Annotated in this window: 13 protein-coding genes and 1 pseudogene; 4 read left to right on the forward strand and 10 right to left on the reverse strand. The window is 70.0% G+C overall.

Going from position 1 to position 12,632, the window contains the following annotated elements; genetic code table 11:
* Positions 1 to 2: 2 nt before the first annotated feature.
* The 4 genes from ACLJQZ_RS45655 to ACLJQZ_RS45670 are packed head-to-tail and all read right to left on the reverse strand — an operon-like array spanning position 3 to position 3,931.
* A complete protein-coding gene (locus ACLJQZ_RS45655; RefSeq protein ID WP_410627693.1) occupies positions 3 to 344 on the reverse strand; it encodes a DUF4387 domain-containing protein in 342 nt (113 codons plus the stop codon).
* Complete coding sequence (locus ACLJQZ_RS45660) at positions 337 to 1,713, reverse strand: acyclic terpene utilization AtuA family protein (protein ID WP_410627695.1); 1,377 nt, start codon at positions 1,711 to 1,713, stop codon at positions 337 to 339. The genes ACLJQZ_RS45655 and ACLJQZ_RS45660 overlap by 8 nt, the downstream gene beginning before the upstream one ends.
* On the reverse strand, positions 1,710 to 2,654 hold the full coding sequence (locus ACLJQZ_RS45665; RefSeq protein WP_410627697.1) for a phosphoglycerate dehydrogenase: 945 nt from the start codon (positions 2,652 to 2,654) through the stop codon (positions 1,710 to 1,712). The genes ACLJQZ_RS45660 and ACLJQZ_RS45665 overlap by 4 nt, the downstream gene beginning before the upstream one ends.
* Entirely contained in the window at positions 2,651 to 3,931 is a 1,281-nt protein-coding gene (locus tag ACLJQZ_RS45670) for an MFS transporter (protein ID WP_410627699.1), read from the reverse strand. Before ACLJQZ_RS45670 ends, ACLJQZ_RS45665 begins: the two co-directional genes overlap by 4 nt.
* A 122-nt stretch (positions 3,932 to 4,053) precedes the next feature.
* On the opposite strand from ACLJQZ_RS45670, the gene ACLJQZ_RS45675 reads away from it, so the two are divergent.
* The gene (locus ACLJQZ_RS45675) at positions 4,054 to 4,776 is read left to right on the forward strand and encodes a GntR family transcriptional regulator (protein WP_410627700.1); all 723 of its coding nucleotides are present in this window, start codon (positions 4,054 to 4,056) and stop codon (positions 4,774 to 4,776) included.
* A 206-nt stretch (positions 4,777 to 4,982) separates the two neighbouring features.
* Positions 4,983 to 5,387 carry a histone-like nucleoid-structuring protein Lsr2 gene (locus ACLJQZ_RS45680; protein ID WP_247049881.1) on the forward strand — a complete coding sequence of 135 codons (405 nt, stop codon included), beginning with the start codon at positions 4,983 to 4,985 and terminating at the stop codon, positions 5,385 to 5,387.
* 119 nt (positions 5,388 to 5,506) lie between these two features.
* On the opposite strand, the gene ACLJQZ_RS45685 is transcribed toward ACLJQZ_RS45680, so the two are convergent.
* The 3 genes from ACLJQZ_RS45685 to ACLJQZ_RS45695 all read right to left on the reverse strand — a co-directional run bounded on the left by ACLJQZ_RS45685 (position 5,507) and on the right by ACLJQZ_RS45695 (position 8,360).
* Complete coding sequence (locus tag ACLJQZ_RS45685) at positions 5,507 to 6,247, reverse strand: hypothetical protein (protein ID WP_410627702.1); 741 nt, start codon at positions 6,245 to 6,247, stop codon at positions 5,507 to 5,509.
* 233 nt (positions 6,248 to 6,480) lie between these two features.
* A complete protein-coding gene (locus tag ACLJQZ_RS45690; RefSeq protein ID WP_410627703.1) occupies positions 6,481 to 7,131 on the reverse strand; it encodes a hypothetical protein in 651 nt (216 codons plus the stop codon).
* Positions 7,128 to 8,360 (reverse strand): 2-isopropylmalate synthase, encoded by a 1,233-nt coding sequence (locus ACLJQZ_RS45695; RefSeq protein WP_410627705.1) that lies wholly within the window; start codon positions 8,358 to 8,360, stop codon positions 7,128 to 7,130. The genes ACLJQZ_RS45690 and ACLJQZ_RS45695 overlap by 4 nt, the downstream gene beginning before the upstream one ends.
* A gap of 505 nt (positions 8,361 to 8,865) precedes the next feature.
* On the opposite strand from ACLJQZ_RS45695, the gene ACLJQZ_RS45700 reads away from it, so the two are divergent.
* Positions 8,866 to 9,603: an ANTAR domain-containing response regulator gene (locus ACLJQZ_RS45700; RefSeq protein ID WP_410627707.1), complete on the forward strand. Its 738-nt coding sequence runs from the start codon at positions 8,866 to 8,868 to the stop codon at positions 9,601 to 9,603.
* Positions 9,604 to 9,781: 178 nt separating this feature from the next.
* Here ACLJQZ_RS45700 and ACLJQZ_RS45705 read toward each other — a convergent pair whose 3' ends face one another.
* Complete coding sequence (locus ACLJQZ_RS45705; RefSeq protein ID WP_410627709.1) at positions 9,782 to 10,540, reverse strand: PIG-L deacetylase family protein; 759 nt, start codon at positions 10,538 to 10,540, stop codon at positions 9,782 to 9,784.
* Between the two features lie 479 nt (positions 10,541 to 11,019).
* Between ACLJQZ_RS45705 and ACLJQZ_RS45710 the strand changes: the two genes are divergently transcribed.
* Positions 11,020 to 11,430 (forward strand): hypothetical protein, encoded by a 411-nt coding sequence (locus ACLJQZ_RS45710; protein ID WP_410627711.1) that lies wholly within the window; start codon positions 11,020 to 11,022, stop codon positions 11,428 to 11,430.
* Positions 11,431 to 11,638: 208 nt separating this feature from the next.
* Here the strand turns inward: ACLJQZ_RS45710 and ACLJQZ_RS45715 are convergent, their stop codons facing one another.
* Positions 11,639 to 12,250 carry a hypothetical protein gene (locus tag ACLJQZ_RS45715; protein WP_410627712.1) on the reverse strand — a complete coding sequence of 204 codons (612 nt, stop codon included), beginning with the start codon at positions 12,248 to 12,250 and terminating at the stop codon, positions 11,639 to 11,641.
* A 255-nt stretch (positions 12,251 to 12,505) separates the two neighbouring features.
* A pseudogene (locus ACLJQZ_RS45720) lies at positions 12,506 to 12,632 on the reverse strand (IS630 family transposase); the annotation flags it as partial.

Below are 12,632 nucleotides of genomic sequence, written 5' to 3' on the forward strand. Positions count from 1 at the left end.
ATTCACCCTCCGGCGGCTCGGCCGGGCAGCTCCAGGAGTGCCAGGGGCACGTGGTGCTGCCCGGCGTGGATGTCGCGGTCGCGCAAGCTGCCCTGCGGGATCGGGCGGGGGAAGGAGATCTTGACGACGTTGAGCGCCGGGATGCGGAAGATCTGCACCCCGGCGGCCGGGACGCCGTACAGCCGCGCGATCACGGTCTCGTTCAGGAACTCCTCGTCGGCGGCGACGAGGTAACCCGCGTCGTCGCGCAGGAACACCTCCATGGTGACCCAGAACGGGCCCGCGTTCTTCGAACGCACCTCGGTCGCGAGGTCTTGCAGGGTGTCAGGCGAGGTGTCAGGCATCGACGCGGGCCTTCCGGATTTCGGTGCGGAACATCGTGGTCGGGGTCTCGGAGTCGACGACGTGGTTGAGCGCGAACTCGTACACCGGCCCGCGCTCGGTCTCGGCCGGCGAGGTCGGGAACGCGAGGCTCGGCAGGTAGCGCATGTCCGCCGTCGGCAGGTGCAGCATCAGCGGGTTGGCGATCTTGGCGACGGCGGTAGCGGTGGCCTGGTCGGTGGCGTGCACCAGCAGCATGACGCCGACCTCGCGGGCCGGGGTGGTCGCGGGGTCCAGGTCTTCGAGGATCGCGTTGTGGCCGTAGAGCCGGACGTCGAACTCGTAGTCCCCCTCCCCCGGCGCGAGCGTCTGGTGCACGCGCTCGGTGAGCACCTTCTTCAGCAGCGCGGCCCAGTCCTCGATGCCGGCCAGGATGTGCGGGTCGCGGATGGCTGTGAAAGACATCGTTTCGTAGCCGGTGAGCCGGGCGCCTTCGAGCTTGATCGTGTGCTGCGCGGCGGGTTCGAACACCGAGCCCTCCACGCGCACGATCCGGTCGTCGACCTCGCGGTAGGTCGCGCGTGAGACGTCGAGGGTGCCGGCGGGCTCCCGCATCCGGAACGGGTTCGCGGTCTCGTAGAGCATGTGCGCGGCGACCGACGTCGGCGTGCACGACGCCGCGGGGTCGAGCGGCTCGATCGTGAAGCCGCCCTGGTCGATCCGCGCGAACACGCCGCCGGAGCGGGGGTTCGTCGTGCACTGGCCGCCGCACTCGACGATCTTGGCCGCGTGCCAGACCGGGCCGGGCGGCAGGCCTTTCAGCAGCGCGAAAGCGGCCGCGACGGCAGTGTCGGTGGCCCGCCCGGCCAGCACGACGTCGGCGCCCGCGCGCAGCGCCTCTTCGATGGGTTCGTGGCCCATCATCCCGACGACCCGCACGCAGCCGTCGAGGGTCGCGCGATCGAGCGGGCCGAGCGGGGGCAGCGGGTGGATCGCCCCCTCGGCCAGCCGGCGCCGGAGGTAGGCGGGGTCCTGCTCGCTGTAGATGGTGGCGACGGTCAGGTCGAGCCGGTCTTCGGCGAGGATTCCGGCGGTGATGTCCGCGAGCCAGTCGACACCGCTGTCCGCCCCGCTGGTGCCGCAGGAGCCGACGATGAGCGGGATGCGCGCCTTCGCCGCCGCGCGCAGCAGCAGGCGCATGTCGCGGGCGACCGCGGCGGTGGACGTCTTCGGGGTGCCGGACCCGAGGTAGTAGGGCCCGGAGTCGGTCGAGCCGCCGTCGACGGCGATGACGTCGGCGCCGAGCGCGAGGCCGCGTTCGACCGTTTCCGGGGCGAACCCCGCGCCGATCATGCCCGCGGGCACGAGGACGCCCACTGCCGTGTTCTTCACTGATCTCTCCTGGCTGTTACGGGGGTACGGGGTTCGCCGCGCAGGGACGCGAGCAGTTCGTGCGCCGCCGCGATCGCGGCGGCCCGCCGGGCTTCGGCGGTCTGGCCGGCGACGTGCGAGTACACGGTGATGCCGGCCACCCCGCGCAGCGGGCTGTCCGGCGGCAGCGGTTCCGCCTGGGCGACGTCGAGGGCGGCCCCGGCGAGCCGCCCCTCGGTGACGGCCTCGGCCAAGGCGGCTTCGTCGACGAGTGCGCCGCGCGCGGTGTTGACGAGGATCGCCGTGGGTTTCATCAGAGCCAGCGCGGCGGCGTCGACGAGGTGGCGGGTCCGGGCGGTCAGCGCGGTGTGCAGCGACACGTAGTCCGCTTCGCGCAACAACTCCGGCAGCTCGACGAACTCGACCCCGGGCGCACCGCCGTCCGGGTACGCGGTGGCGCACAGGATCCGCATCCCGAACGCCCGCGCGAGCGGGACGACGGCCCGGGCGGCCGATCCGTGACCGACGAGCCCGAGTGTGGCGCCGCGCAGCTCGTGGCCACTCTGCCTGGGCCACCCGCCTTCGCGCACCCCGACGGCCGATTCGACCAGCCGCCGGGCGCCGGCCAGCAGCAGGGCGAGCGTGTACTCGGCGACGGCGTTGCTGTTGATCCCGGGCAGGTTGCTGACCCGGATGCCGAGGCGGGCGGCGGCATCGACGTCGACCGAGTCGTACCCGACGCCCGAGCGGACGACGGCCCGCAGCAGTGGTGCGCGTTCGAGTACGTCCGCCGTCAACGGGTCGGTGGAGACGATGGCACCGACCGCATCGCCCAGGGCCGCGGCGAGTTCGTCGCCACGCGCTCCCGTGCGGTACCGGACATCGTGCCCGGCGGCGGTGAGGACCGTGTCGGCCTCGTCGCCGGGGCGGGTGTAGTCGGTGGTGACCAGGATCGTGCTCACAACGCGGCCCCTGTCCCGCTCGACGACCGGCGCCGCAGCAGTTCCATGCGTACCACCGCGCCCAGGGCGAACACCGCGAGCAATGCGGCGTCGATCGGCATGAGGCGCCAGCCGGTCACGTCGACCATGCCGCCCACCACCGCGGGGCCCAGGAAGCCGCCCGTGGCCCAGCCCACCGTGTACAGCGCGGTGTACGTGCCGAGGACCCGGCTGGACGGCGCCAGGTTCCACAGCACCACCGCGCCGTTGATCACGAAGCCGGCCGCGCCGATGGCGGCCACGCACAGGGCGACGATCGTCGCCGTGGGCGTGTGCAGGAGCGTGCCGATCGTCAGGGCCACCACGAAGACCGTCGAGCCCAAGGCCATCACCCGGACCCGGCCGATCCGCTCCGACAGCAGGGCCAGCGGGTACGCCGCGAGCAGGAACGCAACCCCACTGGGCAACGTGAGCCCGCCGGCGCTGCCGCGGGACAGGCCGAGGGCCTCGATGCCGTAGTTGGTGATCAGCGACCGGGACGCCGCCCAAGCGGCGCCGAACAGCAGGATCGCCAGGATCACCAGCAGCCGGGTGCGGTCGGTGTCGCCGGCGATGTCGCGCAGGATGTCGCGCATACGCGGTTGGGGCGTGTCCTCCCGCGCCGGTTCCCGGTCCTCCGCCACGGCTTCCCGGTAGGCGCGCGAAGTGCTGTCCCGGACCCGCCACACCAGCACCGCGGCGGACACGAGCATCAGGACCGAAGGCACCGAGAAGGCCAGCTTCGGATGCGAGTCGACTAGGAACGTGCTGATCAGCGCCGAGACGATGATGGTCAGGCTGGACGCGATCTTCACCGCCGCGTTGGCCCGGCTGCGGCGCTCCGGGCGGATGAAGTCGGGCAGCAGCGCCTCCCCCAGCGGCTTGAAGCTGTTCGCCACCAGTGCGTAGGCGAACATGAGCGCGATCAGCGCGGGCAGCGACGACGCGAGCGGGATCGTGGCGAACAGGACAGCGGCGATCGGCATGCCGATCGCCAGGTACGGGATCCGCCGGCCCCAGCGGGTGCGGGTGTTGTCCGACCGGTTGCCGATCCAGGGCTGGATGAACAGGCCCAGCACGTTGTCCATGCCCATCAGCAGCCCGATGACGGCGGCGCTGCCGACGTGCTCGCGCAGCAGCGGAGGCACCTGCGCGTCGTAGAAGTTCCACGTCGATTCCTGGGCGAAGACGGCCAGCGCGACGTAGAACGTGATGCGCCGCCCGGTCTTCCGCCCCCTCGGGGTGTCCACTGTGGTCATCGCAAGTCCTCCGGGAGCCGCGGCCGCTTCGTCGCGTCGGCGCTGTCGTCACCTTAGAGATGCTATAGCAAAACTGTCAACGGTGGCATAACGGGATGCCATGGCTCGGTTAAGGTGAGGACATGAACCAGCAGTCACCGGCCGCCCCGGTGGCGGAGACGCTCGCCGACCGCACCTACCGCGCGGTGCAGGACGCGATCGCCACGGGCGGCCTGCGCCCGGGCGAGAAGGTCACCGAACGGGGCCTGGCCGAACGCTTCTCCGTCAGCCCCACGCCGGTCCGCGAAGCGATCCGGCGGCTGGAGCAGGACGGCCTCATCGAGCGCGCCGGGCCGCGGACGGTGGTCGTCGCGATGATCGGGGACGCCGCGATCCGGGACCTGGCCGAGGTGGAGGTCGCCCTGCGCGGGCTGGTCGCGCGCTTCGCGGCCCGGCACGCGACGAAGGGACACCTCGTCCGGCTCGACGCGCTCCTCGACACCGCCGACGACCTGGTGATCGTCATGCGCCAGCGGCACGCCGACGGGCAGCCCGTCGAGAACTACGTCCACACCCTGCTCGACGTCTTCCAGCGGTTCAACGACGAGGTGAGCGCGTGCGCCGGCAACCCGGTGCTCGTGCGGCTGCTGGAGCAGAGCCGGGTGTTCTCCCGCGCCGAGCGGCGCAGCCGCCTGATCGAGCACGTGCTGGCCGACGACCGGTTCGGGCTCGACCGCTACTCCGGCCACCGCGCGCTGGTCCGCGCCCTGCGCGCCGGCGACGCGGCCACCGCGGAGGAGCTCGTCATGGCGGACGCCCGCGGCGGCCTCGACGACCTGCTCCGCTCACCCGAGCGGCCCGGCTGATCAGGCGGAACGAACGCGGTCGTCGACGGCGGCGCCCGCACCACCCGATAAAACGCCCCCGCCCGGCCCTGTGACATTTTCACGATACTTGTTCGCGTTTTCGGGAAATTGCGATAATACCGGTGGGTATGTATGATCCACAGTGGATCCCGCATATCGTGCTCCTGGTCACCACGGACACACAGTCAACCGGTTGGAGAATTCCCATGGCGCAAAAGGTCCTCGTCGAGATGCTGGACGACCTCGACGGCAGCCCCGCCACCCACACCATTCCCTTCGGCCTCGACGGCGTCAGCTACGAGATCGACCTCTCCGACGACAACGCCACCGCCCTGCGCGGGGAACTCGCGCGGTTCATCGCCGCGAGCCGCAAGACCGGCGGCCGCAAGGTGCGCGTCGCCACCGGGCAGTCGACGGCGAGCAGCGCGGACCGTGAGCGCTCACGCGCGATCCGGGCTTGGGCCGGGGAAAGCGGCTACGAGGTCTCCGAGCGCGGCCGGCTCTCCTCCGAGATCGTCACCGCGTACGACGAGGCGCAGCGACAGGCCGCCGAACCGGTCGCGGCCCGCAAGCGCACGCCGCGCAAGAAGGTCGCCGCCGTGAAGAAGTAAGGCATGACAGCCGTTCAGCGGCGCGGCCATGGGCCATTCCGCGTAATCGACGCCGTTTCGAGCGGGAATCGGTCCGGTCGGCGCCGCCCGGATTCACCGATACCGCGCCGGAATGATGACTACCCGGCGGTCGATGTCCGGCTCGCGGCCCCCGCGGCCGCGATCAGGGCGAGCGCGAACAGCACGTAGGAAGCGACCAGCCCGCCGGTGGTGCCGGCCGAGCTCAAGGTGCCGCCGACCGCACGGCCCAGGAGCTGGCCGACGCATTCGGCCGTGATGACCGCGGTCGCCAGCTCCGTGGCCGTGAATCCGCTCGAGCCCGCGGTCGTCGCCCGGATGTACAGGCTGGGGTACGCGAGCCCGACGCCGATCCCGGCCACGGTCCACGCACCGAGGACGACACCGAACGAGCCGCCGGCGGCCAGCTCGACCGCCGGCACGGCCGTGCCGAGCGCGGTCAGGCTCAGGCCGGCAGCCGGAAACGCCGACGCGCACCGCGTGACCAGGAGGCTCGTCACCGCCCACCCCAGCGGGGCGGCGCTCAGGACGACCGCCGCCTGCCCGAGGCTCATCCGGAACCCGCTCGTCAGCAGCACGGTGATCAGGCTGTCCGCGCCGAAGTAGCCGGCCGCGAACAGCACCATCGCCCCGAGCGCGGCGGGCGTCCCCCGCCGCAGGCGCGCGGTTCCCGCGGGCAGGATCGCGACCGTCCCCGCCACCGTGAGCACCGCGCCGCCGATCGCGAGCGGCCACCACCCCGCGCTCAGCACGACGCACGCCGCGCCCAGTGGCACCGACAGCGTCCGGCCCAGCGGGCGCGGCGCGGCCTCGACGGCCGGGTCGTCCCGGACGGCGCGCACGACCAGCAACCGTCCGAAAAGACAGCCGCACCCTCGACGAGCTGGCCGACCGTGCCCTGCACCTGCTGTTCGGCCCGGCGCCGACAGCGGACCAGATCGCGGCCTACTCGCTGATCAGCGACCTGGGCGTGGTCACGCGCCGCCTCGACGCACTGCCTGACGACGAGCTCCGCGCCGTCCTCACCCGGCTGTGCCTGCGGGTCGTGCGGGACTGAGCCGACCACCGAGGGTGCTCAGGTGACCTGACCGGCCCGCAAGTGCGCGAGATAAGCCTCCGGGCCGCCGTGTGCGCGGTCCTGAGCGCCGAGGCGGATGTGCGTCAACGTGTGGTTCCGGCCCACGCGCAGCGTGGTGGTCGCCGCGCGCCCGGCGGCCGGCGAGCCATCGGCGCTCTCGAGGACACGCACCTCCGGCGGGAACATCGCGCGCGCCTCGGCCGACGATGCTGCCGGCGGGTGTCCGGTGCGGTTGGCGCTGCTGACGTGCAGGTGCCCGATGTCCGTGAGGATCGGGCGCACCGGATCCCAGCACGCGCCGAACACCAGAGCGTGGCCGTCGCGGGTGGCCGGTGACGCCCAGCCCGGCGCCCGGCCGCTCACCACGGGCAGCAGCAGCGTCAGCCGTTCGTGCACCAGGAGCTCGCGGACGAGCACCCGGGTGGCGTCGTCGAGGTCGAGGGCGGCGGCGAACTCGGACCAGGGCTCGTCGCCGACGAGCCACAACGCGACGGCCTGGTCCGCGGGGCGGCCTTTGGCGGTGTTGACGACGTCGGGCGCGATCGCGGCGACCACCGAGGTCAGCGGGTACGGATTGGGGAACACGACCGCCGAGCCCGCCCGCACCGCGTCGGCGGCCGCGGCCAGCTGCGTCAGGATCGCCGTCACGGCGCCGGCACCGCGGCGGTCGCGCGGAACGCGTCGACGAACCCGACGAGGCTCTCGACCGGGATGACCGCTTCGTTGCGGCGAAACGCTTCGGCCTTCACCCACGCCAGCGCCGCCGCCGTCTCCGCGCGGTCGAGCGCCAGGCCCGCCCGTTCGCCGACCGCCCGCAGCACCCGGGCACTGGCCAGGTGGGTGAGCACCACGGTCGGCTCGATACCCAGCACCGCCGGGTCGAAGGGCTGGAACGTCGCCGGGCGCACGAACGGCGTGCCGGTGGAGATCGTGCCGACCCCGGTGCCGACGATCGGGGTGGTCACCGTCAGCGGCAACCCCGTCTCCGCCGACACCGCGCGGGCGATCGCGGGAATCCGGGTCAGGTCGGGCGCCGTCCGCCAGAGGTCGGCCTCGCCCAGCAGTTCGGTGGCGCGGTGGGCGAGCAGGAACAGGATCTGCTCGGTGGCGACCATGCCGCTGCGCTCGGCGACGCCCAGCCAGGAACTCGACACCACCCGGACGCCGGCCCGGACCGCCGCCAGCGTGTTCGCCAGGCCGAGCCCGAGGTCGTTGTGCAGGTGCGAGGCCAGGACGACGTCCTCGGCCACCCGATCGAGCAGGCTCTGGAACAGCTCGGCGCACCGCTCGGTGAGCAGGTCGCCGGTGGTGTCGGCGACGACGATCACTCCGGCGCCGGCCTCGGTCAACGCGTTCGCCGCGCCGGCCATCACGTCGATGCCGGCGCGCGGCGCGTCGGCGAAACACACGTCCGGAATGACGCCGGTGTCGCCGTCGCGCACGGCCCCCACCAGCGTGACGGCCTCGGCCAGGGCGTCGACGGCGGGGCGGTGGACCATCGCGTCGGCCATCGCGTCGGACGCGGGCACCACGATCATCACCCGCGCGTTCGGCGCATCCCGTACCGCGTCGCACGCTTGCCGCACGTCGTCGAGGGTGGCCCGGCAGACCGCGGCGGGACTCACGGACCCGGCCGCCTCCGACGCGACCTGGCGGGTGGCGGCGAACTCTTCCGCGCACACCGCGGGGAATCCGGCCGCGAACACGACATGCCGGGGCCCGTCATCGCCGAAGACCCGGCCGTACCCACGGGCCAGCCGGACGCGGAAGTCCCCGCTCATCAGGGTTTTGCCCTGCGCGCCATCGCGGGCCGACTCCTCCCACAGCACCAATCGCCCACCCAACGCGGATTCCCTGACCAGATCCGGCGTACCCATAGTCGTCCTCGTCCTTCCCAGCGGTCCGGATGCGCCACCGGAACGAAGACAAGTGAACGGGGCCGCAGTGGACCGCGTCAAAGTGCCGACGCTCACACAATGTCGCGGCAATCCGCATCTCGGTAACGGTAGGTGGCCGAGGCCAGAAAGGGACTCGCCAGAATCCCCTCGGACGGCGGATCGAGGGCTCACCACCGCGTGAGGATCACTTGACACCGCCGCCATTTTGCGGCTCGATGATCAGCCGATCGGTCGATTCGCCGCCCCTTTCCCGCCACGCGCAATCCTCGCGACGCAGCGACCTGCCGGGGCTGGAACGAAGATCTCGACGGACGCCGGCGGGCCGCGGTCGGCATGGTCCGCTCGGTCTGACGCCGCGCCTGCGGCAACGAGGCCGCTCCAGCTCTGCCGAGCCACTCGACGACGCATACTGTTGGGCCCGGAACCTGGTCTTCGGCAGACCCGCACGCCGAGCACCCGCGCATTGCCCCCGAAGGAGCGCCCTATGGACGAGAACCTGCTTGACGAGCGGGACGCCGCACGGCGAGTGGACGACGTCACCACCGCGTTGGACCGGCTGGCCGGCACCTTCACGGAAGAAGAGGCGCTGCCAGTGGTCCTGCAGCGGGTGTGCCAGCAAGTCGTGCACGCCGTGCCGGACGCGGAACTCGCCAGCATCACGCTGCTGCGTGACGGCAAGCCCTACACGGCGACGTCGACCGGTGACAGCGCGTATCACATCGACCAGGCCCAGTACGACGCCGGGCAAGGCCCCTGTCTGGAGGCCGCCCGGACCGGCGAGCTCCAGCGGGTCAAGGTGGCCGAAGCGGCGCAGCGGTGGCCCGAGTTCGCCGCGGCCGCGGGCGAGTCCGCGGTGCTCGGCTACCTGTCCGCGCCGCTGTTCGTCGACCGCGAGTACCACGGTTCGCTCAACCTGTACGACACCGGCGGCAACAGCTTCAGCGCTCTCGACGGGGCCTTGCTGGAGCTCTACACCACCGCCGCCGAAGCGGCGCTGCGCAGCACCCGCCGGCACCAGGCGGCCCGCGAGACGATGGAACAGCTCCGCACCGCTCTGACCTCCCGAGCGGTGATCGACCAGGCGAAGGGCATCCTGATGGCCCTGCACCGCATCCCGGCCGAGGACGCCTTCGACCTGCTCGTCAAGGCGTCACAAGAGCAGAATCTGAAGCTGCGCGAAGTCGCCCAGGACTTCGTCGCCGCCGCCATGCGGGCCGCTTGATCGGACCGGCCGCCTCGGGGCCGCGACGCGCGCACGTGCCGATCGTCCACAGCGACCTACGGTGTGGGGCAGCTGGCCTCTCGAAACCAGGAATGGGACCACCACGCGAAGCTTGCTGATGACCCATGGGCACTGAACGGAATACTGCGTATCAAAGAAGTCCGCCCCTGGAGCCGGGTCAGTCCTGCACGGTTTCGGTGAAGAGCTCCGGTGGTGCCTGCAGGTCGTGGGCGCGGAACAGGACGGCGTGCTCGACGCCCATGGCCTTGCCGCTCATCGCGGTGAACTTCGGGATGAAGTCCTCCGGGGCCGGGTGGTCCGGGAGCGCGGCCAGGTACGCGGCGTGCGCTTCGAGCGAGGCGATGCCGCGGCGCAGCGGCTCACCCGTGACCTCGACGCCGTGGGTCGCGAAGCCGGCGAGCCCGGGGAGGATGAACCAGCGCACCGAGTGCGGTTCGAGATCCTCGTCGTCGACCTGCTCCGGGAAGACCCACCGGTTGCCCGCGTCGCGCACCGCGTCGAGCGTCGCGAGTCCGGCCGCGCGGTGGTCGGCCTGGTCGAAGCCATAGGGCGTCTCGACCTCGTAACCGGCGCCGAGTACGACGTCGGGCTTGAACCGGCGGATCTCCCGGCAGATGTCCCGGCGCAGGTCGAGGCCGTAGACGAGCACGCCGTCCGGGTGCTCCAGAACGGTCAGGTGCGTGACGCCGACAGCGGCGCAGGCGGCCTGCTGCTCGGCGACACGCAGGCGTGCGGTCTCCTCGGGAGGGTTCGGCATGCCTGCCTCGCCGCGGGTGAGCAGGAGATAGCCGACCTCGATGCCGCGCGCTGTCCAGCGAGCGACGGCCGCGGACGCGCCGTACTCCATGTCGTCAGGGTGCGCGACGACGCAGAGCACGCGGTGGAAGGACTCCTCGGGAAGGGCAGGCAATGTCATGTCGCCAACCTTCCACACCTCAGAACCGGCCGCCCGCCGTTCGGGGGTGCCGATGAACCTCTGGCTCGCGGACAGGGGAGTCGGGCGACAAGCTGACCGCATCGGACAAACGGACGTTCCGCTATTGCCGATCTGCGGACGTTCGGCGCCAGAGTCGGTCGGTTCCGTAACGACCGCACGTGGCGGTTTCAGGTCGACCGCACGCCGTCGAGGTTCGAGCGGACGATCCAGGTCATGGGGTGGGCGGGTTCCAGCACTCGCTCAGTGTCGGCAACTGTGGCCACGTTCAGCGGAATCGCCCGCTCCAAATCACCCGCCGCTCATAGGCGCCCGCCAGGCTGTTCCGTGAGAGCAGCGCGTCTGGGTGGTCGGGTCACGCTCCTTGCGCCCGAGAGCCGGACCGGGACCGCGAGCGCAACCTCGACCGGGAAACGTGGTTAAATCAGCTCAGCACAAGCCCCCACATTTCCGGAGATGGAATGGACGCCGCCACCGCCGGCCTCATCGGTGCCGCCATCGGCATGAGCGGCACAGTGGTCACACCACTGGTGAATAACTGGCTTTCACGCCGGGAGAAACGTCGCGAAATCAGGAAAACGACCTACTCTGAAGCTTTCAGACTACTCGGCCGCCTCCTCATGTCTGAGGATTTCGAGGAGCGAAAGGACCTCGCGATGCAAATACTGACTCAGGTGTCGGAAATTCAGGTGGTGGGATCAAACGAGACAAGTCAGGCCTTCTTTCGGCTGGCGCAAATCGCAAACCGAGTACTCCTGAACAATTCCAAACTTCCGGACAGCTATGGTTCAGCCTTGAGCGACTTCATCGGCGCAGTGCAACGCGACCTTGGCATGGCATCAAAAAAGAAAAGATTGCGCTTCAAACTATGAGCACTTGCAGACTCATCAGTCAGTGGCCCTACAGATGCAGTCCACTGGCCTTGCGTGTGTAGCTCAAGTATAGCGGACTTCCGTAGATGATCTTCCCCTTAACCGCACCGATGAACACTACGCCCTCAAGGAAGGCTGTGCCGTCACCGTCGAAAAAGTGATGATTTCCCGAGTGCGGTGAAACACTCCACTCGTTTTCCCTTTCATTTCAGTGCCCGCCCATCTGGCCGAAGTATTTATAGGAACATGCCAGCTGAAGCTGGTAATCACCGACCCGCGTCGCGATCAACGCTATGTCAGACACGATCCTAGCCCCATTGGGACCGATCTCGACATGCTCATTTTCCAGCCTGGAGGGATCGATCAGCGCCTGCTTCGATATCACGAGGTCGTCAGACCGTCCATTGAGCGCAGACTCGTTTATCCGAAGTCCATAACTGTGTTTTCGCCTGCTCAGCTTTCCGAGAACAGAGAATTCACCGCCGACACTGTAAGCGAATGCAGTCAGTGGGGTTCCGGGGCCCGACTCGGCCAGCGAAACCAAATCAGGCACCTCCTCGCGTTCCTCAATGTACTCTAGGACCATATTCAGCTTCTGCAGGTAACCCCGTCCGCCGCTCCAGTCGCGGACGAGTTCGCTCATTTTTCCCACTTCTACTTCTTGGGGAACTGCTTTTTTGACTTTTCGCAGGAACCCCGGCTTGCGGTCGCCCGTCTGCGGCGCGGTCGAGCGGTCTTCCCCGGCTTGTTCGACGATCTGCTCGTAAAGCTGGTCGATTTTGGACAGCGATACGTAAGACAGGAATCTCAGAGTGCTCACGGGTTCCTCCTCGTCGCCGGTCACAGAGGGCATCCGGCAGCCTACCCGGAGATCCGTGCAGCATCGTCAGGTTCGTAGCCGCGCCGCCACCGGCGTGACGGGACACGGCCAGTCTGTGGGGGTCGGAGCGCCAGCGTCGGCCGAGTTTCGCGTGCGCACCTGCAGCCCTGGCCAAAGATCCTCGAAAGCCGCGTCGGCGCGCTCACCTCGACAGCTAGCTACCCGTCACCCACACGCAATCCAGTTAGCGCGTGCCTAGTGTCGCGCGTCTGAAGTTCGTTGGCGGGTGGCGTGGGGCAGGATCTCCTCGGCGGTCTTGGTCCAGGTGAACGGGTGGCAGCGGTCATTCCAGCCGGCGATGAAACCGCGGATCGCGGCGACG

The sequence above is a fragment of the Amycolatopsis sp. cmx-8-4 genome (assembly GCF_046548675.1).
In the GTDB taxonomy this organism is placed as follows: domain Bacteria; phylum Actinomycetota; class Actinomycetes; order Mycobacteriales; family Pseudonocardiaceae; genus Amycolatopsis.